This window comes from Xanthomonas sp. DAR 34887 (assembly GCF_041245805.1).
Lineage (GTDB): Bacteria > Pseudomonadota > Gammaproteobacteria > Xanthomonadales > Xanthomonadaceae > Xanthomonas_A > Xanthomonas_A tesorieronis.
Window position 1 is genome coordinate 4,392,895 of record NZ_CP162490.1, and the last position, 25,894, is coordinate 4,418,788.

Genomic DNA, 25,894 nt, shown 5'->3' on the forward strand with positions numbered 1-25,894 from the left:
GGCGAACGATCAAGTTCTCCCCATAAAGTTTCAGTGCACTGCAAAACGTGACAATGCATGCGATGTTTCAATTCGTGGTCCTGGCGTCCAATTTTGCCAATCTCTGGAGCAAGCGTTGCGCTGCCCGTTCCGGAGAAAGGTGGCTGCACACGTGCGCCTTCGCGGCCGCGCCGAGGGCGCGAGCACGCACGGGGTCATCCGCGAGACGACGCATTGCCGCGGCCGCATCCGCGACATCGGCCTCGGCCCAACGTGCACCGTTGGACTCCGGATAGTTTCCTGCGGCGACCGGCACTAGTTCGTAATCGACCAGGCAGGCGGTCTCCGGACCCATAAACTCCATGTTGCCCGACCACCCGGTGGCGACCACCGGCTTGCCCAACGCCATGCACTCGGCAAGCCCCAGACCGAATCCCTCGGCTCGGTGCAACGACACATAGGCATCGCAGCAGCGCTGCAATGCCTGGACATGGGCCCGATCGATGACTTCGTCGCGTAGCAAGATGCGCGGATCGCCGGCGATCAGGTTCAGCAGGTCGCGCATGCTGTCGGGATGCTGCTGGCCGTTGCTGGATTTCACCAGCAGGCGCACATCGTCGCGATCGGGCGGGAATGCTGCGCGAAACGCACGCACCACGGCCTGCGGGTTTTTGCGCGCGATAAACGAGTGGAAGTCGAACGAACACAGAAAGACGAACTTATCGGACTCGAGCCCGAAATCGCCGCGCTGCAGGCCGCTGTCGCGCACCTCTGACAAGGGCAACGGCACCCGCATGATCGGCTTGTCCGTGATCTTGCGAAACGCTTCTTCGATGAACGCCGAAGCGACCATGATCTCGTCGACGAGATGGATCGCGTCCCGCCAGCTGTCCGGAATTCTTTCCAGTTCCCAGAACCAGCAAGCGATCACATACCGACCTTTCATTCGTGCCTGACCCACGTGTTCCAGCGCCGGTTCCAGGTAGTCAGGGTTGACGAACACGATACTGACCGGATGCGGCAACGACTCATCGATGTAATCATCCATGCTGTGATCGCCCCATCCGTGCGGCATGCCCAGATCGATGTCGTACAAGGCCACGGGCACGCCCGCGTCGATCAGGGCACGCGCGTACATCCGCGCGCTCTCGGCCAGGCCGAATTCGCCGCGGATGTAGCCAAGAATGTTGACTCCAGGGGCTTGCGGAGCGGGACGCCGGTCCGGCCGCGCGTTCCAACGCACCACCTCGCTTCGCGTGGCACTCCAGGCTTGGGTCCGCTGGAAACGGGTTTGCGCGATCGACCGCGCAGCGAGGGCCGCCGCCAGCCGGCTGCGCATCGCCTGGGGAAACAGGCGGTAGGCACGCTGCAGATTCGGCTGACGGCGGATCCACGCCTGAAAATTCAATCCAAGCAGTCCGGTGCGCAAGCTTGACCAGACGCTCGGACGCGGCTGCGCCTCCTTCATGCCTACGGCTGCGCCTCCAGCGCCCGCTGCAGATCCGCCCGCAAATCCCCCACATCCTCCACCCCCACGCTCAACCGCACCAGCGCATCGCTGATGCCGAGCGTCTGGCGCCGTTCCACCGGCACCGAAGCATGGGTCATGACCGCCGGATGATTGACCAGGCTCTCCACGCCGCCCAGCGATTCGGCCAGGGTGAACAGTTCGGTCTTCTCGCAGAAGCGCTTGGCCGCGTCGAAGCCGCCCTTGAGCACGATCGAGACGATGCCGCCGAAGCCGGACATCTGCCGCTGTGCCAGCGCGTGCTGCGGGTGCGAGGCCAGGCCGGGGTAGATCACCTTTTCGACCGCCGGGTGCGTTTCCAGCCATTGCGCCAGCGCCAATGCATTCTCGCAATGCGCGCGCATGCGCAGTGGCAGGGTCTTAAGCCCGCGCAGCGCCAGGAAGCTGTCGAACGGGCCCTGCACGCCGCCTACCGAGTTCTGCAGGAACGCTAGCTGCTCTGCCAACTCGGCGTTGGCGCCGACCACGGCGATGCCGCCGACCATATCGGAATGGCCGTTGAGGTACTTGGTGGCCGAATGCACCACGATGTCCGCGCCCAGCGCCAGCGGGCGCTGCAGCATCGGCGAGGCGAAGGTGTTGTCCACCACCACCAGCAGGTCATGCTGGCGCGCGATCGCGGCGATCGCGGCGATGTCGACGATCTTCAACATCGGGTTGGTGGGGGTCTCGATCCACACCATCTTGGTCTTGGGCGTGATCGCCGCGGCGAACGCGGCCGGGTCGGTCAGGTCGACGAAGCTGAACTCCAGTGCGGCGGTGCGCCGGCGCACGCGCTCGAACAGGCGGTAGCTGCCGCCGTACAGGTCATCCATCGCCACCACGTGGCTGCCGCTGTCCAGCAGCTCCATCACCGTGGAGGTGGCGGCCATGCCCGAGGCGAAGGCGAAGCCGCGGGTGCCGCCTTCCAGGGCGGCGACGCAACGCTCGTAGGCGAAGCGGGTCGGATTGTGGGTACGCGAGTACTCGAAGCCCTGGTGTTCGCCGGGGCTGGACTGGGCGTAGGTGGAGGTCGCATAGATCGGCGGCATCACTGCGCCCGTGGACGGGTCCGGATGCTGGCCGCCATGGATCGCCAGGGTCGCCAGCGACAGCGCATGGCCGTCGCCGTTGGGGTTGGACGTGTGGTCCGTCATGTGGGGTTCCCGGAGAAGGGGCGTGATTCTAGCAGCGAGGTCTGAACGGCCCCATGCAGCGGGGCCGTTCATGCAGGACGCTACTGAACGCGGCGGCGCAGGTAGTTGAGCAGGTCGATGCGGGTGATCAGGCCGAGGAAGGCGCCGTCGTTCATGACGATGGCGACCTGGCCGCGATCGAACACCGGCAGCAGCGCTTCGATCGGCGATTTGACGTCGAGCCGGTCCAGCTTGCTGACCATGGCCGTGGAGACCGGGTCGCGGAACCGCGCCTCGTCGCCATAAACATGCAACAAGACGTCGCTTTCGTCGACGATGCCGACCAGTTGGTCGCCATCCATCACCGGCAGCTGGGACACGTCGTACAGCTTCATGCGCTGGTAGGCGGTGGTCAGCAGGTCGTTGGGGCCGACCACCACGGTGTCGCGCTGGCTGTACGGGCGCAGGATCAGGTCGCGCAGGTCGCCGTGCTGCGGGCGTTCCAGGAAGCCGTTGTCCAGCATCCAGTAGTCGTTGTACATCTTCGACAGGTACTTGTTGCCGGTGTCGCAGACGAACACCAGCACCCGCTTGGGCTCGGTCTGCGCACGGCAATACTTGAGCGCGGCGGCGAGCAGGGTGCCGGTCGAGGAACCGCCGAGGATGCCCTCCTTGGCCAGCAGCTCGCGCGCGGTGTGGAAGCTTTCGGCGTCGCTGATCGAATAGGCCTTCTTGACCCGCGAGAAATCGGAGATGCCGGGCAGGAAGTCCTCGCCGATGCCCTCCACCAGCCAGCTGCCGGACTTCTCGCTGACCGTGCCCTGCTCGATGTACTCGGTCAGGATCGAGCCGACCGGGTCGGCCAGCACCAGCTCGGTCTGCGGCGAGGCGGCGGCGAAGGCGCGCGACAGGCCGGTCATGGTGCCGGAACTGCCGCAGCCGAACACGATCGCGTCCAGCTTGCCGTCCATCTGCCGCAGGATCTCCGGACCGGTGCCGAACTCGTGCGCGGCCGGGTTGTCGGGGTTGCCGAACTGGTTGATGAAGTAGGCACCCGGGGTCTCGGCGGCGATGCGCGCGGCCAGGTCCTGGTAGTACTCGGGATGGCCCTTGGCCACGTCCGAGCGGGTCAACCGCACCTCGGCGCCCATCGCTTTGAGATTGAAGATCTTCTCCCGGCTCATCTTGTCCGGCACCACCAGGATCAACTTGTAGCCTTTCTGCTGGGCGACCAGGGCCAGGCCGATACCGGTGTTGCCGGCGGTGCCCTCGACCAGCACCGCACCCGGCTTCAGCTCGCCGCGGCGCTCTGCCGCCTCGATCATTGACAGGCCGATGCGGTCCTTGATCGAGCCGCCGGGATTGGCGCTTTCCAGCTTCAGGTACAGCTCGCACACGCCAGTGTCGAGCTTGCTGGCCTTGACGATGGGGGTGTCGCCGATCAGGTCGAGTACGGAAGAGTGAATGGCCATCGCGTCCGGATGTATCGCGCCGTCGTAGCGGCTGGACCGGTGATTATCCGCGGTATGCGCCGGAATGTCAGACAAAGCGCGGAACCGGCACGAAAAAAGCCGCGATCGCGGCTTCGGGGAGGGGATGACGCGGACGGTGGCAAGCCGACGAGGAGGCCGGCCACCGCCCGCGACAATTGAACGCTTGTCGTGGGAGAGAAGAATCAGTGAGGCTTTTGCTGCTCGTCGTAGAGCCGCAACAGCTTTTCCTTGGCCGCGAGCTTTTCCCGCTTCATCTGCGACAGGGTGAGGTCGTCGATCGGCAGCACGCCGAGCTCGGCGTCCATGCACTTCTTGTCCAGAGTCTTGTGGCGTTGGTAGAGCTGCTTGAATTCCGGATCGGACTTGATCAACGCGTCGATTTCGGTCTGCGGTTGCCCTTCGAACATAGGAATAGCCTCCTTCAGCTGGAAACAAGAACGCCCCGGCCGGAACGGCACGGGGCGTTGCCTGGGAGCGGAGTCGCGCGGGCCACCAGCCACTCCACCGCAACGCCCGGGCCTGCTGCCCTTGGAACGTCTCGCTGCGGTGCGTGCCACTGCTTCATCGGCCCGGAGTCTCCGTGGAACCAGACGACGATGTGTCGCCTGGGAATTCGACCCTACGCCTCCCCACCAGTTCCGGCAAGAGCAGCAACGCGCGCTTTCCGCATTCAGTTGCTTGCCGCTCAGGCCCAGAGAAAAACCGCGTTAAACGCGTTCCAGAACCAGAACGGCCAGCTCCGCTCAGGGCGCGATCACCACCTCGGCGGCACGCGCCTTGGTCGCCGGTGCCTTCTTGCCGACCGCCTGCAGGCGGCCCGCGGCGACGCCGCCAGCGACCAACGCGTCGCGCAATGCATCGGCGCGCTTCTGCGCCACGCCGGCATCGGCATCGTAGGCCTCGATCCGCACCCGGCCCTTCGCGCCGATCTGCAGGTACTGCGCCAGCGCCTTGGCCTGGCCGGCGGCATCGGCCGACAGCGCCGCCTTGCCGGCCGCGAAGGCGCCACCGGCGACAGTGAAGACCTCCCCGCGCGACTCGAACCGCGACGCCGGCAGCTTGGCCCCGGCGACCAGCTCGGCCTCCTCGCGCGCCAGCTTGGCCGACTTCTGCTGCGCGGCGCTGAGCTTGGCGGTCTGCTGCCCGGCCACATTGGTCAGCGCCTGCTCGGCATCCTGTCGCGCCAGCTGCTCGGCCTCGGCGGCCTGGCGCAGGCTCTCGGCCTCCTCGGCCTGGATCTGCGCCTGCACCCGCAGCCGCTCGGCTTCCTGGCGCGCGCGCGCGGCCTCGCGGCGACTGGCCTCGACCAGCAAGTCGCTGCGGGTCTTCTCCAACTGGTCGACCTGGCGCCGCGCCAGTGCGGCGCGTGCGGCGGTCTCGGCGATCTCGACGCGGCGCTCGGCGAGATAGCGCGCGTCGTCCTGCTCCTTGCGCTTGGCCGCGGCGAACGCGGCGACCGCCTGCTGCGCCTGCAACCGCTCGTAGGCGGCCAAGTCGGCACTCAGCGGATCGGCCTGCAGCGCGACCAGGCGCTGGTTGAGTACCGCAAGTTCCGGATCCTCGGCGGCGAACGCGGCCAGCGGCGCGACCAGCAACAGCAGCGCGGCCAGGCGGCCGGCCATCCCCAGGCGGCGGCTCATGGACGGCCCTCCCCGGTGTTCAAGCTGCGCTGCAGGTCTGCCACCTCGGCCTTGCGCTGCTTGAGCTGCGCGTTCGCCACCGCCTCCTCGCTGCGCACCCGCGCCAGGTCGGCGTCGGCCGCCACGCGCAGCGCCAGTTGCGGTGCGGTCTTGCGTTGGCGACGGTCCAGCGCCGCCTGCTGCGCCTGTTCCAGGCCCTGCCGGGCAGTGGCGATCAGGTCAGGGGCGTATTGGTCGGCGTCGGCCTGGATCGCGCGCTGCACCGCCTGCTGCGCGGTCTGCAGTTCCGGCGAGGCGACCTGGGCAAAGGCGACGGGCGTGGCAAACAGCGCCAATGCGCACGCCATCACGTACTGCGGGCAACGGATTTGTGCGAAGCTAGTTTTCATCAAGGGGGGCCGTAGGCGGAGACGTCGAGCACGGCCATTGTCGGAAGCCTGTGGCGCGCTTGCAACGGGCGGCCGCGGATTGTTGGGGAACCATTGCGCATGGATATCGGCTACTTCCTGAAGCTGATGACCGAAAAGAACGCCTCGGACATGTTCCTGACCACGGGAGCACCGGTCTATATCAAGATCGAAGGCAAGCTGTACCCGCTCGGCGCCACCGGCCTGCCGCCGGGCATGGTCAAGAAGATCGCCTATTCGCTGATGGACGAGGGCCAGGTGCCGCAGTTCGAGCGCGAGCTTGAGCTGAACATGGCCATCGCGCTGCAGGACGCCGGCCGCTTCCGGGTCAACGTGTTCAAGCAGCGCGGCGAGGTCGGCATGGTGATCCGCGCGATCCGCAGCAAGATCCCCAGCATCGAGGAACTGCACCTGCCGCAGGTGCTGAAGGACGTGATCATGACCCCGCGCGGGCTGGTCCTGGTGGTCGGCTCGACCGGCTCGGGCAAGTCCACCTCGCTGGCGTCGATGATCGACCACCGCAACAGCACCACCACCGGGCACATCCTCACCATCGAGGACCCGATCGAATACCTGCACAAGCACAAGATGTCGATCGTCAACCAGCGCGAGGTCGGCCTGGACACCCATGCCTTCCACAACGCGCTGAAGAACGCGATGCGCGAGGCGCCGGACGTGATCCTGATCGGCGAGATCCTGGATGCCACGACGATGGAGGCGGCGATCGCCTTCGCCGAGACCGGCCACCTGTGCCTGGCCACCCTGCACTCCAACAACGCCGACCAGACCATCGAGCGCATCCTCAACTTCTTCCCGGAAAGCGCGCACAAGAACGTGCTGATGAACCTGGCGCTGAACCTGCGCGCGGTCATCTCGCAGCGCCTGGTCAAGGACAAGAACGAGCGCCGCCGCCCGGCCACCGAGGTGCTGCTGAACACGCCGATGATCCGCGACCTGCTGCGCCGCGGCCAGGTCCACGAGATCAAGGCCGCCATGGAGGAGTCGCTGGAGGAAGGCATGGAGACCTTCGATCAGTGCCTGTTCCGGATGGTCAAGTCCGGCGAAATCGAGCAGGAGGAAGCGCTGCGCGCGGCCGACTCGCGCGACGGCCTGGCGCTGAAGTTCCGCCTGTCCGAGGGCTCCAGCGGCGAACACGACCCTTACGCCGACTACGACGGCGGCGCCAGCTCGCCGCGGATCACCCACGGCTTCGGCTGAGACCGCCCCCTGTAGGGGCGGCTTCAGCCGCGACAGACATCATCCGGCAGCATCCGGTCGCGACTGAAGTCGCTCCTACAAGAGCGAGATTCTGGGCTCAGCCCTGCGCGTCCGGCTGCCGCTCCGGGCGCGCCGCGTCGAACGCCGGCAGCGCCAGGCAGGCCTGTTCGATGCGCGCGATGGTCGGATACGCCTGCATGTCCACGCCGAAGCGGCGCGCGTTGAACACCTGCGGCACCAGGCAGCAATCGGCCATGCCCGGCTGTTCGCCGTGGCAGTAGCTGCCGGTATCGGGCGACTCGGCCAGCAACTGCTCCAGCGCATCGAAGCCCAGCACGATCCAGTGCAGCATCCACGCTTCGCGCTCGGACTGCGGCACGTTCCAGACGTTCTCGAAGAATTGGGTCACGCGCAGGTTGTTGAGCGGATGCACGTCGCTGGCGATCAGTTGCGCCAGCCCGCGCACCCGGGCGCGGTCGATCGCCGCGTCGGGCAGCAGCGGCGGCTCCGGCCAGCGTTCGTCCAGGTACTCCAGGATCGCCAGCGACTGGCGGATCGGCTGGCCGTCATGGCACAGCGTCGGCACCAGTTCCTGCGGGTTGAGCCGCGCGTATTCCGGCGAGTGCTGCTGGCCGCCGTCGCGCAGCAGATGCACCGGCAACGCCTGGTAGCCCAATCCCTTCAGATTGAGACCGATGCGAACGCGATAGGCGGCGCTGGAACGCCAGTAGGTGTACAGCTGCAACGCCTCTTCCACGCTCTGCCCTCCCCGTCCGAACGATCACGATACCGGTGGACACAGTAGCAGCGGCACCGCCGGTCGTCTCGGCGCCGCCACTGGCCGGATCAGGGCCGGGAAGCGGGTTCGATGCGTTGCTCGATCGCGCCGAAGATGCTTACTCCATCACGGTCCAGCATCTCGATCCGCACCACATCGCCGAACTTCATGAACGGCGTGCTCGGCTGGCCATCGCGCAACGTCTCCACCACGCGCAGCTCGGCGAAGCACGAAGCGCCGCGCGAGGTGTCCTGGTTGGCGATGGTGCCGGAACCGATCACCGTGCCGGCCGCCAGCGGCCGCGTCTTGGCCGCGTGCGCGACCAGCTGGGCGAAGTCGAACTGCATGTCCTCGCCCGCTTCCGGCGCGCCGAACCAGGCGCCGTTGATGTGGGTCAGCAGCGGCAGGTGCAGCTTGTTGTCGCGCCAGGCCTCACCCAGCTCGTCGGGGGTGACGAACACAGGCGACAGCGCCGAGCGCGGCTTGGACTGCACGAAGCCGAACCCCTTGGCCAGTTCGGCCGGGATCAGGTTGCGCAGCGACACGTCGTTGACCAGCCCGACCAGTTGGATATGCGCGGCGGCCTGCTGCGCATCGACCGCCATCGGCACGTCGTCGGTGATCACCACGATCTCCGCCTCCAGGTCGATGCCGTAGTCCTCGCTGACCACCTTGACCGCATCGCGCGGGCCGTAGAAGCCGGCGCTGACCGCCTGGTACATCAGCGGATCGGTGTAGAAGCTCTCCGGCACCTCGGCGCCGCGCGCGCGCCGCACTCGCTCCACATGCGGCAGGTAGGCACTGCCGTCGAGGAATTCGTAGGCGCGCGGCAGCGGCGCCGCCAGCGTGGCGACGTCCAGGTCGAACTGGCCATCGGCGCTGCCGTCGTTGAGCGACTCCGACAGCGCGTTCAGGCACGGCGCCAGATTGCTCCAGTCCTCCAGCGCGCGCTGCAGGGTCGTGGCGATGCCGGTGGCGCGCACGGCGCGGGTCAGATCACGGGAAACGACGATCAAGCTGCCGTCGCGGCCGCCTTCCTTCAGGGAACCTAGCTTCATGTCCGTCCAGTGCTGGGGAGCTGATCGGGCGATTGTACGGCCAGACCGGATATTGGTTGCAACTGAAACGGAATCGCCGGCTGTCGGACGGCGCATTACGCCTTTTGTGCAATGCGCCAATTCAGCGTAGACTGATCGGGTCTGCATGCGGCCGTCCGTTTCCCTTAGGGATCGCCGGCGAGGCCAGGATCGTTCCGATCCGCTCGCCCGCCCCGCCCGACGCCTTTCGTGGTGCCGACAAACCCGAGCGCTGTCTGCTCCGGGTTGATCCACCCTCTCGCAGCGCGGTTCACGGGAACGCTCCGAGCCTCACCTTACTTGCGTCTGCACGCCGGGCACGTCCCGGCGACGGCGCGTTATCCGGAGCTTTCCTCGATGTCTTTCGAATCCCTGGGCCTGGCGCCCTTCCTGCTGCGTGCGTTGGCCGAGCAGGGTTATGAAACCCCCACCCCGATCCAGTTGCAGGCGATCCCGCTGGCGCTGCAGGGCCACGACCTGATGGCCGGCGCGCAGACCGGTACCGGCAAGACCGCCGCGTTCGGCCTGCCGTTGCTGCAGCACCTGGGCACCTCGCCGCAGCCGGTCAGCAGCGGCGGCCCGCGCAAGCCGCGCGCGCTGATCCTGACCCCGACCCGCGAGCTGGCCACCCAGGTGCACGACAGCCTGCGCGGCTACAGCAAGTACCTGCGCATCCCCAGCACCACCATCTATGGCGGCGTCGGCATGGGCAACCAGCTCGACGCGCTGCGCCGCGGCGTGGACCTGCTGATCGCCTGCCCGGGCCGCCTGCTCGATCACCTCGAGCGCCGCAGCGTGGACCTGTCCGGCATCGAGATCCTGGTGCTGGACGAGGCCGACCGCATGCTCGACATGGGCTTCCTGCCCTCGATCAAGCGCATCCTGACCAAGCTGCCCAAGCAGAACCGGCAGACCCTGCTGTTCTCGGCCACCTTCGAGGAAGGCATCAAGCAGCTGGCCCGCGAGTTCATGCACAACCCGCAGGAAATCCAGGCCACGCCGAGCAACACCGTCGCCGACACCATCACCCACCGCGTGCATCCGGTCGATGGCGGCCGCAAGCGCGAGTTGCTGCTGCACCTGCTGGCCGCCGATTCGCGCATGCAGACGCTGGTGTTCGCGCGCACCAAGCACGGCGCCGACAAGCTGACCATGTTCCTGGACAAGTCCGGGCTGAAGACCGCCGCGATCCACGGCAACAAGAGCCAGGGCCAGCGCCTGCGCGCGCTGAGCGACTTCAAGGCCGGCCGCATCACCGTGCTGGTGGCGACCGACATCGCCGCGCGCGGCATCGACATCGACCAGTTGCCCAAGGTCATCAACTACGACCTGCCGATGGTCGCCGAGGACTACGTGCACCGCATCGGCCGCACCGGCCGCAACGGCTCGCAGGGCGAGGCGGTGTCGCTGGTGGCGCAGGACGAGGCCAAGCTGCTGCGCGCGATCGCGCGCATGCTCAAGCGCGACATGGATATCCGTGATGTGCCGGGTTTCGAGCCGGTCACGCCGATCCGCTGGGGCAACAACAATCCGGCCGACGAACGTCCGGGCGGCCAGCGCCCGCCGCGCAAGAGCACCCACGCGCGGCGTCCGCACGGCGATGCGCCGCGCCCGCACGCGCATGCCGGCGCCAAGCCGGCCGGCGGCACCCAGCCTGGCGGCGCGCGCCGCCAGGGCGAGCGCCGGCGCGGCGGCGGCGGCCAGCCCAGCACCGCGCGCTAAGCGCAGTTGATCGCAGCAGCACCGACGCCGCCCCCGGGCGGCGTTCGTGTTTTCGCGACGTGCCGTCGTCGCGAAGCCGCGGCCGCGCCGGCGATCCGCCCGCCACTTCCACCGCCACCTAGAATGACGCCATGGATATCTTCAAGAGTTTTACCCTGGAGGCAGCGCACCGCCTGCCCAACGTCCCGCCCGGCCACAAGTGCGCGCGGCTGCATGGGCATTCGTTCCGGATCGAGCTGCACGTCAGCGGCGAGCCTGGCGCCGACACCGGCTGGATCATGGACTTCGGCGACATCAAGGCCGCGTTCCGCCCGCTCTACGACCGCCTCGACCACCACTACCTCAACGACATCGAGGGATTGGAGAACCCCACCAGCGAACGTCTGGCGATGTGGATCTGGGAACGGCTCAAGCCGGCGTTGCCGCTGCTGAGCGCAGTGGTGGTCCACGAGACCTGCACTTCCGGGTGCCGGTATCGCGGTCCTGCTTGAGGCAGGGAGTCGGGATTGGGGATTGGGGATTCGCAAGGGCGGCGTGACGGCGACTGACCGGGTGCCGATGAACGGTCCCGTTCCTGGGGCCCGCGGCGCGCAACCGGCGCCTGCGCGATGCGCTCGCAAGCCCGGTCGGCGACAGGCAGAGCGGCTTCAACCTATTGATCCCAAAGCAAGTTTAAACGAAACCTGAGCGGCTTCAGAAAATTTTGTTGCATCGCAGCAGAATCCGCGTATGTTGCACTGCAACAGCAATCGGCATTCCCTTGGAGTCGCAGATGTCCGCTCAGTTCAACGACCAGTTCAGCAGCTACACCCAGCAGTTCGCCGCAGTCGCTTCGCGGGCCAACCGCCTGGCGTTGGAAAGCGCTGAGAGCGTGTTCGGCGTGCAGTTGAAGACCTTCGAGAAAAACGTCGCCGCGACCACCGGCTTCCTCGGCGAGCTCACCGAAGCGCGCGACCTCGGCAGCGTGCAGTCGCTGTGGCCGAAGGGCCTGCAGGTCGCCCGCGACAACTTCGAGCGGCTGGCCACGGCCAACCAGGAAGTGTTCGGCCTGGGCCTGAAGACCTCCGAAGCCATCGGCCAGCTCGCCAAGAGCCAGTTCGAGGCGGCCAGCGACCAGGCCGCGCCGAAGGCCAAGACCAAATAAGCAAGACCAGACAAGTCCGCTGCGGCGCAGCCGCACGACTGACCAGTGGTACGCGCGGGTCCCTCCCCCCGCGCAGCCAAGACCCGGTAGATCCCTCCCTCTACCGGGTCTTTTTTATGGCCGGGATTTGGGATTCGGGATTCGGGATTCGGGATGGGCAGCCGGCGGCTGTCGAGAGTGCGGGATTCGGGTTCGCATGGGCGGGCAGCCTGCGCTGCTCGCCAGGGCCTTGGCCCGACCTTTTCGAGCCGGCGTCGGGGCTGAAGGCCCCTCCTTCACAACCCGTCTTTCCTTGCGGAAGCCGTTCCTGCGCTGCGCACCGTCCGGCCAGCCGCCGGCTCAGTCCTGCGCCATCTCTACGCCCTGCCATGGACGCAGCGACGCCGCCAGCACTGCCGGGTCCGGATGCGGGCGATACGGCAACCGGCCCCAGCACGGCATCGGCAGCCGCTCCTGCAGCATGCGCATGTTGTCGTCGATGCGCTCCATCGCCGGATCGATCTCGTTGCCGATCCAGCCGATGCAGCGCAGGCCGTCGGCGGCGATCGCCGCGGCGCTGAGCCGAGCATGGTTGAGACAGCCCAGGCGCAGGCCGACCACCAGCACCACCGGCAGCGCCAGCGCATGCGCCAGATCGGCCTGATCCAGCGTCGCCGACAGCGGCGCGGCCCAGCCGCCGACGCCTTCCACCACCACGACATCGGCGTGCGCGCGCAGCCGCGCGAAGGCGGCGGCGATCGGCGCCAGCTCCAGGTGCACGCCGGCGTCGGCGGCGGCCAGTTCCGGCGCCAATGGCAGCGGCAAGGCATAGGGATTGAGGTCGGCGTAGTCCGGCCGCGGCGCGCTGGCCGCCTGCAGTGCCAAGGCGTCCTCGTTGCGCCACCCGTCCGCGCTGCGCTCGCAGCCGCTGGCGACCGGCTTCATGCCCACCGCCGCTTGCCCGCGCGCGCGCAGCGCATGCAGCAGCGCGGTGCTGGCGATGGTCTTGCCGATCCCGGTATCGGTCCCGGTGACGTAGAAGGCGGGGAAGCTCATCGCTGCACGGTCCTCGAAAGCCGCCGCATGCGGCGCGACCGCGCAGGATAGCCGGCGCCGCGCGCCGCGTCAGCGCCCGCTGCGGCTGGTCATGGCGACCGCGTTGGCGCCCAAGCCGCCATCGGCCGCTGCTAGACTCGCGCGATGTTCGCTTCCTCTTCGCTCACCGGCAGCAAGCCGGAACAGTACGCCCAACTGCTCGCCCAGGCCCGTTCCCTGGTCAGCGGCGAGCCCGACCGCATCGCCAATGCCGCCAATCTGGCGGCGCTGGTGTACCACGCGCTGCCGCGGCTGAACTGGGTCGGTTTCTACCTGTACGACGGCAAGGAACTGGTGGTGGGGCCGTTCCAGGGCCTGCCCGCCTGCGTGCGCATCCCGCTGCACAAGGGCGTGTGCGGCGCTGCCGCCAGCACCGGCCAGACCCAGCGCATCGACGACGTCGAGGCCTTTCCCGGGCATATCGCCTGCGATGCGGCCTCGCGCTCGGAGCTGGTGGTGCCGCTGCTGCGCGCCGGCGAGCTGATCGGCGTGTTCGATCTGGACAGCCCGGACCTGGCGCGCTTCGACGCCGACGACCAGCGCGGCCTGGAAGCGATCGCCCAGGTCTTCGTCGACGCGCTGCGATGAGCACCGAAAAACTGCGCAATATCGGCCCCAAGAGCGCGGCCTGGCTGCGCCAGGTCGGCCTGCGCACGCAGCAGGACCTGGCCGCGGCAGGCGCGGTCGGCGCGTTTCTGAAGGTCAAGCGCGCCGGCTTCAAGCCCAGCCTCAACCTGCTGTATTCGCTGGAAGGCGCGCTGACCGGCTGCCATTGGCAGGAACTGCCCGAGGCGCGGCGCGCGCAGCTGCTCGGCGAGCTGGAAGCCGCGGCGGCGCAGCTGCCGGCGCAGCGCGGCCTGCCGGTGGCCGGACCGGTGGCGACCACCCATTTCGACCGCGACGGCGACCGCAGCGACTCGCCCTATGCGGAGGAGCCGCACGATGCCGCCGGCGATTACGAACGCGGTGGCCACGAGCCCGACGACGGCCTGCGCGAGCGCGACGACGACTGATCCGCGCGCAACGGCAACGATCGCGTACAATCGCGCCGCTTCAAGGTGACCTGCGGGCTCCGGCCTGCAGGTTGAAACGGGAAGCCGGTGCGTCTTGCGACAAGGCCGGCGCTGCCCCCGCAACGGTAAGCGATCCGCGCTGACGACCTGCGCCACTGTGCCTTGGGCATGGGAAGGCGTCGCAGCCGGGAGTCCGACTCCCAGATCGCCAGCCCGGAGACCGGCCTTGCAGTTCACTGGTTGCGATGCGGAGGGCGTCGCGGCGTGCCGCGCCGCGTCTGGCGCCGTCCGCTTGCACCTTCCGTTCGCGACTCCCCTGCCGTCACAGCGCGCAGCCGCGCGCCGGAGTTGCCACCCATGTCGTCCCGCCTGCTTTCGGTCGCGATCGCGTCCGCCCTGTCCCTGCCCTCGCTGGCGCTCGCCGCCGATGCCGCCACCGACCTGGACCAGGTTCTGGTCACCGCCACCCGCACCCAGATCTCGGTCGAGGACAGCGTGGTCCCGGCGCAGGTGATCGACCGCGCCGAGATCGAGCGCAGCCAGGCCACGTCGCTGGCGCAGCTGTTGCAGGGCCGCGCCGGCATCGGCGTGTCCAACCAGGGCGGGCTGGGCAAGCTGACCACGCTCAGCGTGCGCGGCAGCGAATCGGATCATGTGCTGGTGCTGGTGGACGGCGTGCGCATCGGCTCGGCCAGCGCCGGCCTGGCCGCGTTCCAGGACCTGCCGCTGAGCCAGATCGACCACATCGAGATCGTGCGCGGCCCGCGTTCGAGCCTGTACGGCTCCGATGCGATCGGCGGCGTGATCCAGATCTTCACCCGCCGTGGCGGCCAGGGCCTGCAGCAGAACCTGAGCCTGGGCGCCGGCAGCCACGGCCTGCGCGAGGCCAGCGCCGGCTTCAGCAACCGCGGCGAGCGCGGCTGGCTGTCGGTGCAGGGCGGTTACCAGAAGACCGACGGCATCAACGCCTGCAACGGCTCGGCCACCCTGTTCGCCGGCTGCTACGTCGACGAGCCGGATCGCGACGGCTATCGCACCACCTCGCTCAGCGCGCGCGGCGGCTATGCGCTGAGCGACACGCTGCGCATCGAAGGCCAGGCGCTGAACATCGACAGCCGCAACGAGTACGACGGCGATCCGCTGTACGCCGGCAACGAGGCCGACAACACCCAGCAGGTGTTCGGCGGCAAGCTCGACTGGACCCCGTCCGACCGCGTGCACCTGGCCGCGCAAGTGGGCCGCAACACCGATCAGGCCGACAGCTACTATCACGCGGCCGGCAGCAGCACGCGCAGCTTCGTCAGCACCTTCGACAGCCGCCGCGACACCGCCTCGCTGCAGGGCGACTTCGGCCTGGCCGAGGGCCATCTGCTCAGCGCCGGCGCCGACTGGCAGCGCGAGGAAGTCACCGGCACCACCGCCTTCGACGTGGACCAGCGCGACAACACCGGCGTGTTCGCCGAGTACCAGGGCCGCTTCGGCGCGCAGCAGGTGCAGGCCAGCGTGCGCAGTGACGACAACGAGCAGTTCGGCCAGCACACCACCGGCAGCCTCGGCTGGGGCCTGGCGCTGGACGGCGGCTTCAAGCTCACCGCGAGCATCGGCACCGGCTTCAAGGCGCCGACCTTCAACGACCTGTACTACCCGTTTTCCGGCAATCCGGAGCTGAAGCCGGAGAAGTCCAAGAGCGGCAACCTGGGCGTGGCGCAGTACGCCGACAGCTGGAACTGGACGTTCAACGTCTACGAGACCCGGGTCGACGACCTGATCTCCTACGACGCCGCCACCTTCCTGCCGGTCAACGTGGACAAGGCGCGGATCCGCGGCGCCGAGCTGACCGGCTACGCGACGCTGGCCGGCTGGGAACTGTCGGCGCAGCTCAGCCACACCGATCCGCGCAACCGCAGCGACGGCGCCAACCGCGACAACTGGCTGGCGCGGCGTGCGCAGGACACCGCGCGGCTGGACGTGGACCGCGGCTTCGGCCCGGTCAAGCTCGGGGTCACCGCGTTCGGCAGCGGCCACCGCTACGACGACGCGGCCAACAGCGTGCGTCTGGCCGGCTATGGCACGCTGGACCTGCGCGTGGAATACGCGTTCGCGGCGGCCTGGACGCTGCAGGCCAAGGCCAGCAACGTGTTCGATCGCGACTACCAGACCATCAGCTGGTACAACCAGCCGGGCCGCGAATACGCGCTGACCCTGCGCTACGCGCCGGCGGCGCGCTGAGTCTGCGCAGCGGGCTGCGCCATGGGGTGCAGCCCGCTTTATCGGCGTGCATGCTGCTGGACGCCTCGCGTTGCTGCAGGCTCGGAAGGCGAGCAGGCCGCGACGCGAGGCCAGCGTTGCAGCGACTTTGTGGGAGCGACTTCAGGGCGCCTAACTCCATTCCGGAAGCTGCACGCTGCACGCTGCGCGTGGCGATGGCGTGTTCCTTTTTTCTGTCGCGGCTGAAGCCGCTCCTACACATGCGCGCCGTGCTCTTGTAGGAGCGGCTTCAGCCGCGACAGGAGGACGAAGCGGCCGTGATGCCAAGCCGCCCATGAAAAACGTGGGCGCAACGCCACCGAGTCTACGGCCAATGTGTCTTTGCCCATCGCATCTCGTACGTATCGATGCCGGAACCTGCGAGCTGGGCGTGTCGGCGCCTCGCAAGTGCATCGACATGCTTTTGGGAGCTATCAGAAGTGCCCTTCAGTCGCTCCCACAGTTTCTCTGCCTGTCGCTGCATGAAGAGCGCTTCGGCGATGCCAGACCGGCCACGCCGATAACTGCATCCCGCCATGTCGGCAGTTCGCATGACCTGCGTCGGCAGTCGGGTCCACAGGCGGCGCGCCCCTGCAGGAGCGGCTTCAGCCGCGACAGACTCTGCCGGTAAAAGCGTCGCGGCTGAAGCCGCTCCTACAGGGGCTGATCGACGACCGTCGCGCCGCCCGCAGTGGCGGCGACGCGCGCAGCGCCCGATGCCGCAATGCGTGCCGCACATGCGCTGGCCCGCATCAACCCAGCGTCAGCAGCTCGCGCATGTCGTCCATCAGCAGCACCACCTCGGCGGTGGCCAGGTCCAGGTCGCGCGGGTAGCCGTAGCGCACCAGCGCGGCGGGCATGCCGGCGGCGTGCGCGGCCTGCAGGTCGGTGCCGGAATCGCCGACCATCAGGCAGTGCGCCGGCGGCTGCGCGAACTGCTGCGCCAGGTGCAGCAATGGCAGCGGGCTGGGCTTGCGCTCGGGCAGGCTGTCGCCGCCCAGCGCCGCGGCGAACGCATCGGCCACGCCGAGATGGCGCAGCAGCGGCTGCACGAACGCCGACGGTTTGTTGGTGCACAGCGCCAGCGTGACGCCGCGCGCGCGCAACTGCGCCAGCGCCTCGGCCACGCCCGGATACAGGCGCGGGCTGCGCAGCAGGCAGGCTTCGTAGTGGCGCATGAAGGTCGGCATCACCGTGTCGATCGGCGTGGCGTCGTGCGCATGCCGCCACGCGGCTTCGACCAGCTTGCGCACGCCTTCGCCGATCCAGCCGAGCACGGTGGCCTCTGGCACGCGCGCCAGGCCGAACTCGGCCAAGGTGCGGTTGAGCGCTTCGGCGATGTCGGCGCCGCTGTCCACCAGGGTGCCGTCCAGATCGAACACCACCAGCGCATACGGAAATGTCATGTCGTTCCTGGGTGCGAAGAGCAGCGCCCATTGTAGGCGCCGCGCTCGGTCGCGATCCCAGTACCGCACTTCGCCGAAACACGCGGCCAGGGGATCCAGGAACACGCGCACGATCGCCAGCTGCTGCCGGCGCGATGCGTGCACGCCGTAGATGTCCATCGTGTCCAGTGCGTGGTTAGGCAGCACGCGCTGCAATTCGTGGCCCGCAGCACGGACACGCGGCTCGGCGCGAAGGTCGCCAGGGGCGCACTGCGCCGGCCGTGAGCGAATCACCGATGCACGGCGTTACACGGCCGCCGCACGGCTCAACAGAACAGCCGCCCCTGCGCCTGCCCGGGCTCGCGCTCGTGGAAACCGGCCAGGCCCACGCCGACCAGGCGGTAGCGCGTGGACGCGGGCAAGTCGACGCGTTGGCGCAAGGCCAGCGCGATGTCGATCAGCGCCTGCAGCGATTCCGGCGGTTGCTCGGGGGTGAAGCTGCGGGTCAGGATGCGGAATTGCGCGGTCTTCAGCTTCAGGACCACGGTGCGCGCGACGCGCTCGGTGCGGCGGGTCGCGTTCCAGGTCTTTTCCGCCAGTTGCCGGATCGCCGGCTCCAGCGCGTCCAGCGCCAGGTCTTCGGCGAACGTGTCTTCCGACGAGATCGACTGCACCTGTTGGTCCGATTCCACCGGGCGCTCGTCGATGCCGCGCGCGCGCTGGTACAGGCGCAGCCCGAAGCTGCCGAAGCGCGCTTCCAGTTCCGCCTCGCTGTGCGTGCGCAGATCGCCGACGGTGACGATGCCCAATGCCGCCAGCTTGGCCTGCATCACCTTGCCCACGCCGTGCACCTTGCTCACCGGCAACGGGGTCAGGAACGCCTCCACCTGGTGCGGGCGGATCACGAACTGGCCATCGGGCTTGCGCCAGTCCGAGGCGATCTTGGCCAGGAACTTGTTCGGCGCGATGCCGGCGGAAGCGGTCAGCTGGGTTTCCTCGCGGATCTGCGCGCGGATCGTCTGCGCGATCTCGGTGGCGGTGGCGATGTCGCCCTTCGGCGCGGTGACGTCGAGATAGGCCTCGTCCAGCGACAGCGGCTCGATCATGTCGGTGTGGCGCTGGAAGATCTCGCGCACCTGCCGCGACACCGCCTTGTAGCGCGCGAAATCCGGCGGCACGAAGATCGCGTCCGGACACAGCCGCTCGGCGCGCAACGCCGGCATCGCCGAGCGGATGCCGAACACGCGCGCCTCGTACGACGCGGCGCACACCACCGAGCGCATGCCGCGCCAGGCCACCACCACCGGCTTGCCGCGCAATGCGGGATCGTCACGCTGCTCCACGGACGCGTAGAACGCATCCATGTCGACGTGAATGATCTTGCGCATCGGTCCTGCACCCTACGCCAGCGAACGGTCACCGCATGATAAGCCAGGCTTGCGCATGCGCTGAGAACGCGCCTTGATTTCGCTCAGCGCGCCGCATTGCAGCACTGTCTACGCTACGCGTGCGTACGGATAAAACGTTTGATTGAAAGCGCAGGCGTCGTGCACGCTTGCGCGCCTCGACTGTCTGCCCTGGGAAACATTCGCTCATGAGTCGCCTCACTTCGTATTCACGCGAACAGCTCCTCGCCAGCGCGCGCGGCGAGTTGTTCGGCGCCGGGGCCGCGCGCCTGCCCAACGATCCGATGTTGATGTTCGATCGCATCACCCACATCGACGAACACGGCGGCGCGCACGGCAAGGGCGTGATCCGCGCCGAGCTCGACGTGCGTCCGGACCTGTGGTTCTTCGGCTGCCATTTCATCGACGATCCGGTGATGCCCGGCTGCCTGGGCCTGGATGCGCTGTGGCAGCTGACCGGTTTCTTCCTGACCTGGATCGGCGCGCCCGGCCGCGGCCGCGCGCTGGGCGTGGGCGAAGTGAAATTCAGCGGACAGGTGTTGCCGACCGCCAAGCAGGTGGTCTACGAACTGGACATCAGCCGGGTCATCAACCGCAAGCTGGTGATGGCGGTGGCCGACGGACGCATGGCGGTGGATGGCCGCGAGATCTACACCGCCAAGGATCTGCGCGTGGGCCTGTTCACTTCGACGGAGGCGTTCTGATGCGCCGCGTCGCGATCACCGGCATGGGCATCACCTCATGCCTGGGCAGCGACCTGGACACGGTATCGCGCGCGCTGCGCGACGGCCGCGCCGGCATCCGCGCCAACCCCGAGGCGGCCGAACACGGCCTGCGCAGCCAGGTCGCCGGCGACGTGCAGCTGGACCTGGAGGCCTTGATCGATCGCAAGCTCAAGCGCTTCATGGGCGATGCGTCGGCGTACGCATATCTGGCGCTGCGCGATGCGATCGCCGATGCCGGCCTGGACGAGGCCACGGTCAGCGACGTGCGCACCGGCCTGATCGCCGGTTCCGGCGGCGGTTCCAGCCACTGGCAGGTGGAAGCGGCGGACCTGCTGCGCAACCGCGGCGTGCGCAAGGTCGGCCCGTACATGGTGCCGCGCACGATGTGTTCGGCGGTATCGGCCAGCCTGGCCACCGCGTTCAAGATCAAGGGCCTGAGCTATTCGTTGTCGGCCGCCTGCGCGACCTCGGCGCACTGCATCGGCGCAGCCGCGGACCTGATCCGCCACGGCCAGCAGGACGTGATGTTCGCCGGCGGCGGCGAAGAGCTGGACTGGACCATGAGCCTGATGTTCGATGCGATGGGCGCGCTGTCCAGCGGCTTCAACGACCGCCCTGCTGTGGCCTCGCGCCCATACGACGCCGAACGCGATGGCTTCGTCATCGCCGGCGGCGGCGGCATGCTGGTGCTGGAGGACTACGACCGCGCAGTGGCGCGCGGCGCGCGCATCCACGCCGAGCTGATCGGCTACGGCGTGACCTCCGACGGCGCCGACATGGTCGCTCCGTCCGGCGAAGGCGCAGTGCGCTGCATGCAGATGGCGATGCAGGGCGTGGACGCGCCGATCGACTACCTCAACACGCACGGCACCTCGACGCCGCTGGGCGACGTCACCGAATTGGGCGCGGTGCGCGAGGTGTTCGGCGATGCGGTGCCGCCGCTGTCTTCGACCAAGGCGCTGTCCGGGCATTCGCTGGGCGCGGCCAGCGTGCACGAGGCGATCTACTGCCTGCTGATGATGCGCGACGGCTTCATCGCCGGCTCGGCCAACATCGACGCGCTGGACCCGCGCGCCGAGGGTTTCCCGATCGTGCGCGAGAGCCGCGCCGCGGACCTACGCACGGTGATGTCCAACAGCTTCGGCTTCGGCGGCACCAACGCCGCGCTGGTGTTCGGCAAGCGCTGAGCGAGCCGGCGCACGGCAGCGGCAGGGTCGCCTGCCGCTGCCGCCCGCGTCTTCAGCGTTCGAGTTGCCCGTCGTCGCGGCGTTTTTTCTCGTCTTCCCGCTGCGTCCGCTCTTTTTTGGGCGGCGGCGCGGATGGCGGCGGTGCCGGCGGCGGCGAAGCAGGCTTCGGTGGCGTCGGCGGTGGCGGCGTGTGCTGCGCCGCCTGTGCCACCGTCTCCGGCTTGGGCGGCCACCACGACGAGGCCGACGAGGAGGAGTGCGAAGGTTCGGGCGACTGGTGCATGGATTCGCGCCAGCGGCGATCCTCTTCGTCGCGCCGCTGTTGCTCGGCCAGTTCCTTGTTGCGCTTGGGATTGAGCGCATCCGGCGGCGGCGCCTGGTACATGCGCTCGCCCGGCGGCACCCATTGCGGCTGCAGCGGCGCCTCCGCCGCGGGCGGCGCCGGTTCGTAGCCGCGCGTATCGGCGATGCGTTGCGGGATCAGCTGGCGCTTGAGCGCTTCGGGCATCGGCGCCGGCGCAGATGGCGATGCCTGTGCTTGCTGCCGCCAGCGCGCGCGGTCGCGCGCCCAGGGCCGGCCACGGTAGTGCGCGTCCCAATAGGGATCGATGGCAAAGCCGATCACCGGAGCGAAGGCACCGTCGCGCGCGTCGAACTCGACCACACCGGCGGGCAACCATCCGCGCGCCTCGCGCCAGCGCACGTCGCACCACGAGAAATCGTCGACGCAGCCGTAGACGGTGAGGCTGTCGCCACCCACCACCGTGGCCACGCGCGGATAGGCATTGGCCGGGCCTGCGCGCAGATTGGCGCCGCTGCGGGCGAACCCGCCGCCGTCCTGCGCCAACGCCGGCGCGGCCATCGCCAACAGCACCAGCGTCCACCACGTCGCTCGCTTCATGCGGTCCTCCCTGTGCGGTGCGGCCGCCTTCCTGGCCGCGATCGCGGCGGCGACCATCGGCGCCCCGCCGTGCCATGTTCTAGCACAGCCCCGGGAGGCCGGGAATCGGGAATCGGGAAAGCAGCGCGCCGCGCTTGCGTTGGCAAGCGATTTCTGTAGGAGCGGCTTTAGCCGCGACAGACGTTACCGGTAACGCCCATCGCGGCTAAAGCCGCTCCTACAGCTACGCCAGAACCGCCGCGCACTTGCGAAAAATCCCGAATCCCGAATCCCGAATCCCCGCTATCCGGCCATACCGCTGTGCCGCAGCAAGGCATCCAGTTCCGGCGCGCGGCCGCGGAAGGCGGTGAAGTTCTCCAGCGCCGGACGGCTGCCGCCGCGCGCCAGGATCTCCTGCAGGAACCGCGCGCCGGTGGCCGCCAGTTGGTCCGGGGCCTCCTCGAACGCGGCATAGGCATCGGCGCTCAGCACTTCGGCCCACTTGTAGCTGTAGTAGCCGGCGCCGTAGCCGCCGGCGAAGATGTGGCTGAACTGGTGCGGGAAGCGGTTCCATGCCGGCGGCCGGTTCACCGCGACTTCGTCGCGCACGCGTTCGAGCAGCTGCAGCATGCTGTCGCCGGCGGCGTCGAAGCTGTGATGCAACTGCATGTCGAACAGCGCGAACTCCAGCTGGCGCACGGTGAACATGCCGCTCTGGTAGTTCTTCGCCGCGAGCATCTTGTCGAACAGCGCGCACGGCAGCGGCTGCCCGCTGTCCACGTGCGCGGTCATCGCCTGCAGCCGCGGCCATTCCCAGCAGAAGTTCTCCATGAACTGGCTGGGCAGCTCCACCGCGTCCCATTCCACGCCGTTGATGCCGGCCACGCCGAGTTCGCCGACCTGGGTCAGCAACTGGTGCAGGCCGTGGCCCATTTCGTGGAACAGGGTGGTGACTTCGTTGTGGGTGAAGGTGGCCGGCTTGCCGTCGCTGCCGCGGCCGAAGTTGCACACCAGGTACACCAGCGGCGTCTGCACGCCGTCGGCGCGGTCGCGGCGGTTGCGGCAGTCGTCCATCCAGGCGCCGCCGCGCTTGCCCTCGCGCGCGTACAGGTCGAGGTAGAACTGCCCGACCAGGCGGCCGCGCGCATCGCTGACGCGGAAGAAGCGCACGTCCGGATGCCACACCGGGGCGCTGTCGGCCTGCACCTGCAGGCCGTACAGGTCGTTGATGACGCCGAACAGGCCATCCAGCACCTTCGGCTCGGTGAAATAGAGCTTCACTTCCTGCTCGGAGAAGCTGTAGCGCGCCTGCTTGAGCTTTTCGCTGGCATAGGCGATATCCCAGGCCTGCAGTTCGTCCAGCCCCAGATGCTCGCGGGCGTACGCTTCCAGTTCGGCGCGGTCGCGCTGCGCGTAGGGCTTGGCGCGCGCGGCCAGGTCGCGCAGGAAGCCCAGCACCTCGTCGGGGCTCTGCGCCATCTTGGTCGCCAGCGAATATTCGGCGTAGCTGGCGAAGCCGAGCAGGCCGGCCAGTTCGCCGCGCAGCGCCAGGATGCGTTCGATCGCCGCGCTGTTGTCCAGCGCCGCATCGCCGAATTCCGAGGCGCGGATCGCGTTGGCGCGGTACAGGGTCTCGCGCAGCGCGCGGTCGTCGGCGTACATCTGCACCGGCAGGTAGCACGGCATCTGCAAGGTCAGCTTCCAGCCGGCCTGGCCGTCCTTTTCCGCCGCCGCGCGCGCCGCAGCGATCACGTCGTCGGGCAGGCCGGCCAGGCGCGCCGGGTCGTCGATCGACAGCGACCAGGCATCGGTGGCATCGAGCACGTTCTGCGAGAACTTCGCCGACAGCGCCGACAGTTCTTCCTGGATGGCGGCGAAACGCTGCTTGTCGGCATCGCCCAGTTCGGCGCCGCCCAGGCGGAAATCGCGCAGCGCGTTGTCCAGCACCTTGCGCCGCGCCGCATCGTAGCCGGCGGCCTCGGGCGTGGCGGCCAGCGCGCGGTACTGCGCGAACAGCGCCAGGTTCTGCCCCAGCGCGCTGGAGAAGCGCGTCACCTTGGGCAGGTTGGCGTTGTAGGCCTCGCGCAGCGCCGGCGTGTTGACCACGCCCTGCAGGTGGTTGACCTGGCCCCAGGCGCGCCACAGACGCTCGGTGGCGTCGTCCAGCGGCACCACGAAGCTGTCCCAGCTCACCGGCGCGACCCGCTCGGCGTGCGCGACCGCGGCCTCGGCTTCGGCCAGCAGCGCGTCGATCGCCGGGCCGATGTGCTCGGGCTGGATCGCATCGAAGCGCGGCAGGCCGGAAAAATCGAGCAGGGGATTGGTCATCGCAGGAATCTCGGTAGCGGGGGAAGGGCCGGCATTGCCGACCTCGAGAGGGATATGGCGGTCAGGACAACGCGGCACAAGCCAGCGGCGGCAACCCGGCGCCGGCCACCGCCGCGGCCAGCTGCGCGTCGGCCTGCGCCACGTCGATGTCGTGCTCGCGGTACCAGTCCGGCCGGTAGTAGCTGTGTCCGTAGCGCTCGCCGCTGTCGCACAGGATGGTGACGATGGAACCGCTGCGGCCGCGCTCGCGCATCCGCGTCGCCGCCTGCAGCACGCCGACGAAGTTGGTGCCGGTGGAGCCGCCCACGCGCCGGCCCAGGCGCGCGCTGACGTAGCGCATCGCCGCCAGGCTCAGCGCGTCCGGCACCTTGACCATCGCATCGACGCAGCTGGGGATGAAGCTCGATTCCACCCGCGGCCGGCCGATGCCCTCGATGCGCGAACCGCCGGTGCTGGCCAGGCCGGCGTAGTCGCGCCCGGCCAGCGCCTCGCGGTAACCGTCGAAGAACACCGACACTTCCGGATCCGCGCACAGGATGCGGGTGTCGTGGCGGCGGTAGCGCACGTAGCGGCCCAGCGTGGCGGCGGTGCCGCCGGTGCCCGGGCTGCACACGATCCACTCGGGTACCGGGTGCGGTTCTTCCTGCATCTGCCGGAAGATCGACTCGGCGATGTTGTTGTTGGCGCGCCAGTCGGTGGCGCGTTCGGCGTACAGGAACTGGTCCATGAAGTGGCCGCCGCTCTCACGCGCCAGCTGCACCGAATCGGCATGCAGGTCGCAGGCGCGCTCGACCAGGTGGCAGCGCCCGCCCTGGAACTCGATCGCGGCGATCTTCTCCGGCGAGGTCGTGGCCGGCATCACCGCGATGAACGGCAAGCCCAGCAGGCGCGCGAAATAGGCTTCGGACACCGCGGTGGAGCCGCTGGAGGCCTCGATCACCGGGCAGCCCTCGCGCAGCCAGCCGTTGGCCAGCGCGTACAGGAACAGCGAGCGCGCCAGGCGGTGCTTGAGGCTGCCGGTGGGGTGGCTGGACTCGTCCTTGAAATACAGGTCGATGCCGGGGAAACCGGGCAGGTCCATGGGAATCAGGTGGGTGTCGGCCGAGCGGTTGAAATCGGCTTCGATCTTCTGGATGGCGTTGGCCACCCAATCGCGAGGAGTCATGGCGGTGCGCAGGACGGAAAAATCGCGTCCACGATACACGTCCGCCCCGCGCGCCGGGGCTACACCGGGGCGCGGGGCGTGGCGAGGTTCACCTGGCGGCGATGGCCCTGCCTCCGGGCGGCGCGCCGCCGCTCAGCGGGCGGCGACGCCGAAGCCGGCCTCGACGATGGCGCGCTCTATGGCCGCCGCATCGATGCGCGTGTCGTCGTACTCCACGTCCACGCGCCCGCCGTCCAGCACGACCTGCACCGCGGCGACCCCGGCGCTGGCTTGCAGCACCCGCTGCAGGCGCGCCGAGCAGCCGCCGCAGGTCATGCCCTGAACCGTGAGTTGCAGTTGGCGCATCGATGGTGTCCTCGTTGGGTGGGATTGCCCGGCGCCGCG

General features: G+C 68.6%; 24 protein-coding genes and 1 riboswitch. Of the genes, 9 read left to right on the forward strand and 15 right to left on the reverse strand.

Annotated elements, in window-relative coordinates; translation table 11 throughout:
- Positions 1-67: 67 nt before the first annotated feature.
- From AB3X08_RS18675 to AB3X08_RS18700, 6 genes are all read right to left on the reverse strand, one after another.
- Entirely contained in the window at positions 68-1,447 is a 1,380-nt protein-coding gene (locus tag AB3X08_RS18675) for a glycosyltransferase family 4 protein (protein WP_369934243.1), read from the reverse strand.
- A 2-nt stretch (positions 1,448-1,449) separates the two neighbouring features.
- On the reverse strand, positions 1,450-2,643 hold the full coding sequence (locus AB3X08_RS18680) for a cystathionine gamma-synthase (RefSeq protein ID WP_369934244.1): 1,194 nt from the start codon (positions 2,641-2,643) through the stop codon (positions 1,450-1,452).
- Positions 2,644-2,723: 80 nt separating this feature from the next.
- Positions 2,724-4,094, reverse strand: coding sequence for a pyridoxal-phosphate dependent enzyme (locus tag AB3X08_RS18685; RefSeq protein ID WP_369934245.1), 1,371 nt, complete (start codon positions 4,092-4,094; stop codon positions 2,724-2,726).
- 203 nt (positions 4,095-4,297) lie between these two features.
- Positions 4,298-4,522, reverse strand: coding sequence for a YdcH family protein (locus tag AB3X08_RS18690; protein ID WP_009575526.1), 225 nt, complete (start codon positions 4,520-4,522; stop codon positions 4,298-4,300).
- 336 nt (positions 4,523-4,858) lie between these two features.
- A complete protein-coding gene (locus AB3X08_RS18695; RefSeq protein ID WP_369934246.1) occupies positions 4,859-5,755 on the reverse strand; it encodes an OmpA family protein in 897 nt (298 codons plus the stop codon).
- Positions 5,752-6,144: a DUF4398 domain-containing protein gene (locus AB3X08_RS18700; protein WP_369934247.1), complete on the reverse strand. Its 393-nt coding sequence runs from the start codon at positions 6,142-6,144 to the stop codon at positions 5,752-5,754. The genes AB3X08_RS18695 and AB3X08_RS18700 overlap by 4 nt, the downstream gene beginning before the upstream one ends.
- A gap of 99 nt (positions 6,145-6,243) precedes the next feature.
- Here AB3X08_RS18700 and AB3X08_RS18705 point away from each other — a divergent pair, with 99 nt between their 5' ends.
- Entirely contained in the window at positions 6,244-7,380 is a 1,137-nt protein-coding gene (locus AB3X08_RS18705) for a PilT/PilU family type 4a pilus ATPase (RefSeq protein WP_369934248.1), read from the forward strand.
- A 97-nt stretch (positions 7,381-7,477) separates the two neighbouring features.
- On the opposite strand, the gene maiA is transcribed toward AB3X08_RS18705, so the two are convergent.
- Both maiA and AB3X08_RS18715 read right to left on the reverse strand, forming a co-directional pair.
- Positions 7,478-8,137 (reverse strand): maleylacetoacetate isomerase, encoded by a 660-nt coding sequence (gene maiA / locus AB3X08_RS18710; RefSeq protein ID WP_369934249.1) that lies wholly within the window; start codon positions 8,135-8,137, stop codon positions 7,478-7,480.
- A gap of 89 nt (positions 8,138-8,226) precedes the next feature.
- Positions 8,227-9,216 carry a fumarylacetoacetate hydrolase family protein gene (locus AB3X08_RS18715; RefSeq protein WP_369934250.1) on the reverse strand — a complete coding sequence of 330 codons (990 nt, stop codon included), beginning with the start codon at positions 9,214-9,216 and terminating at the stop codon, positions 8,227-8,229.
- Between the two features lie 375 nt (positions 9,217-9,591).
- On the opposite strand from AB3X08_RS18715, the gene AB3X08_RS18720 reads away from it, so the two are divergent.
- The 3 genes from AB3X08_RS18720 (at position 9,592) to AB3X08_RS18730 (ending at position 12,100) form a co-directional block, all read left to right on the forward strand.
- Positions 9,592-10,956 (forward strand): DEAD/DEAH box helicase, encoded by a 1,365-nt coding sequence (locus AB3X08_RS18720; protein WP_369934251.1) that lies wholly within the window; start codon positions 9,592-9,594, stop codon positions 10,954-10,956.
- A gap of 131 nt (positions 10,957-11,087) precedes the next feature.
- The gene (gene queD, locus AB3X08_RS18725; RefSeq protein WP_369934252.1) at positions 11,088-11,447 is read left to right on the forward strand and encodes a 6-carboxytetrahydropterin synthase QueD; all 360 of its coding nucleotides are present in this window, start codon (positions 11,088-11,090) and stop codon (positions 11,445-11,447) included.
- A 281-nt stretch (positions 11,448-11,728) separates the two neighbouring features.
- The gene (locus tag AB3X08_RS18730; protein WP_369934253.1) at positions 11,729-12,100 is read left to right on the forward strand and encodes a phasin family protein; all 372 of its coding nucleotides are present in this window, start codon (positions 11,729-11,731) and stop codon (positions 12,098-12,100) included.
- A gap of 339 nt (positions 12,101-12,439) precedes the next feature.
- Here the strand turns inward: AB3X08_RS18730 and bioD are convergent, their stop codons facing one another.
- On the reverse strand, positions 12,440-13,135 hold the full coding sequence (gene bioD / locus AB3X08_RS18735; RefSeq protein WP_369934254.1) for a dethiobiotin synthase: 696 nt from the start codon (positions 13,133-13,135) through the stop codon (positions 12,440-12,442).
- Positions 13,136-13,279: 144 nt separating this feature from the next.
- Between bioD and AB3X08_RS18740 the strand changes: the two genes are divergently transcribed.
- From AB3X08_RS18740 to btuB, 3 genes are all read left to right on the forward strand, one after another.
- On the forward strand, positions 13,280-13,762 hold the full coding sequence (locus AB3X08_RS18740; protein WP_369934255.1) for a GAF domain-containing protein: 483 nt from the start codon (positions 13,280-13,282) through the stop codon (positions 13,760-13,762).
- Complete coding sequence (locus AB3X08_RS18745; RefSeq protein WP_369934257.1) at positions 13,759-14,187, forward strand: TfoX/Sxy family protein; 429 nt, start codon at positions 13,759-13,761, stop codon at positions 14,185-14,187. The genes AB3X08_RS18740 and AB3X08_RS18745 overlap by 4 nt, the downstream gene beginning before the upstream one ends.
- Before the next feature lie 26 nt (positions 14,188-14,213).
- Positions 14,214-14,431: riboswitch (cobalamin riboswitch) on the forward strand.
- A gap of 113 nt (positions 14,432-14,544) precedes the next feature.
- Positions 14,545-16,416, forward strand: a complete 1,872-nt coding sequence (btuB, locus tag AB3X08_RS18750) for a TonB-dependent vitamin B12 receptor (RefSeq protein WP_369934258.1) — start codon at positions 14,545-14,547, stop codon at positions 16,414-16,416.
- A 770-nt stretch (positions 16,417-17,186) separates the two neighbouring features.
- Here the strand turns inward: btuB and gph are convergent.
- Positions 17,187-17,840, reverse strand: a complete 654-nt coding sequence (gph, locus tag AB3X08_RS18755) for a phosphoglycolate phosphatase (RefSeq protein WP_369938576.1) — start codon at positions 17,838-17,840, stop codon at positions 17,187-17,189.
- 305 nt (positions 17,841-18,145) lie between these two features.
- On the reverse strand, positions 18,146-19,207 hold the full coding sequence (gene dinB / locus AB3X08_RS18760; RefSeq protein ID WP_184413343.1) for a DNA polymerase IV: 1,062 nt from the start codon (positions 19,205-19,207) through the stop codon (positions 18,146-18,148).
- A 206-nt stretch (positions 19,208-19,413) separates the two neighbouring features.
- Between dinB and fabA the strand changes: the two genes are divergently transcribed.
- Both fabA and fabB read left to right on the forward strand, forming a co-directional pair.
- Positions 19,414-19,929: a 3-hydroxyacyl-[acyl-carrier-protein] dehydratase FabA gene (gene fabA, locus AB3X08_RS18765; protein WP_369934260.1), complete on the forward strand. Its 516-nt coding sequence runs from the start codon at positions 19,414-19,416 to the stop codon at positions 19,927-19,929.
- Positions 19,929-21,137, forward strand: coding sequence for a beta-ketoacyl-ACP synthase I (gene fabB / locus AB3X08_RS18770; protein WP_369934261.1), 1,209 nt, complete (start codon positions 19,929-19,931; stop codon positions 21,135-21,137). Before fabA ends, fabB begins: the two co-directional genes overlap by 1 nt.
- A 52-nt stretch (positions 21,138-21,189) precedes the next feature.
- Here fabB and AB3X08_RS18775 read toward each other — a convergent pair whose 3' ends face one another.
- The 4 genes from AB3X08_RS18775 to AB3X08_RS18790 form a co-directional block, all read right to left on the reverse strand.
- Positions 21,190-22,038: an SH3 domain-containing protein gene (locus AB3X08_RS18775; protein ID WP_369934262.1), complete on the reverse strand. Its 849-nt coding sequence runs from the start codon at positions 22,036-22,038 to the stop codon at positions 21,190-21,192.
- A 282-nt stretch (positions 22,039-22,320) separates the two neighbouring features.
- Positions 22,321-24,345 (reverse strand): M3 family metallopeptidase, encoded by a 2,025-nt coding sequence (locus AB3X08_RS18780; RefSeq protein ID WP_369934263.1) that lies wholly within the window; start codon positions 24,343-24,345, stop codon positions 22,321-22,323.
- A gap of 61 nt (positions 24,346-24,406) precedes the next feature.
- On the reverse strand, positions 24,407-25,510 hold the full coding sequence (locus AB3X08_RS18785; protein WP_369934265.1) for a PLP-dependent cysteine synthase family protein: 1,104 nt from the start codon (positions 25,508-25,510) through the stop codon (positions 24,407-24,409).
- Between the two features lie 132 nt (positions 25,511-25,642).
- Positions 25,643-25,855, reverse strand: coding sequence for a heavy-metal-associated domain-containing protein (locus AB3X08_RS18790; RefSeq protein WP_369934267.1), 213 nt, complete (start codon positions 25,853-25,855; stop codon positions 25,643-25,645).
- Positions 25,856-25,894 lie beyond the last annotated feature (39 nt).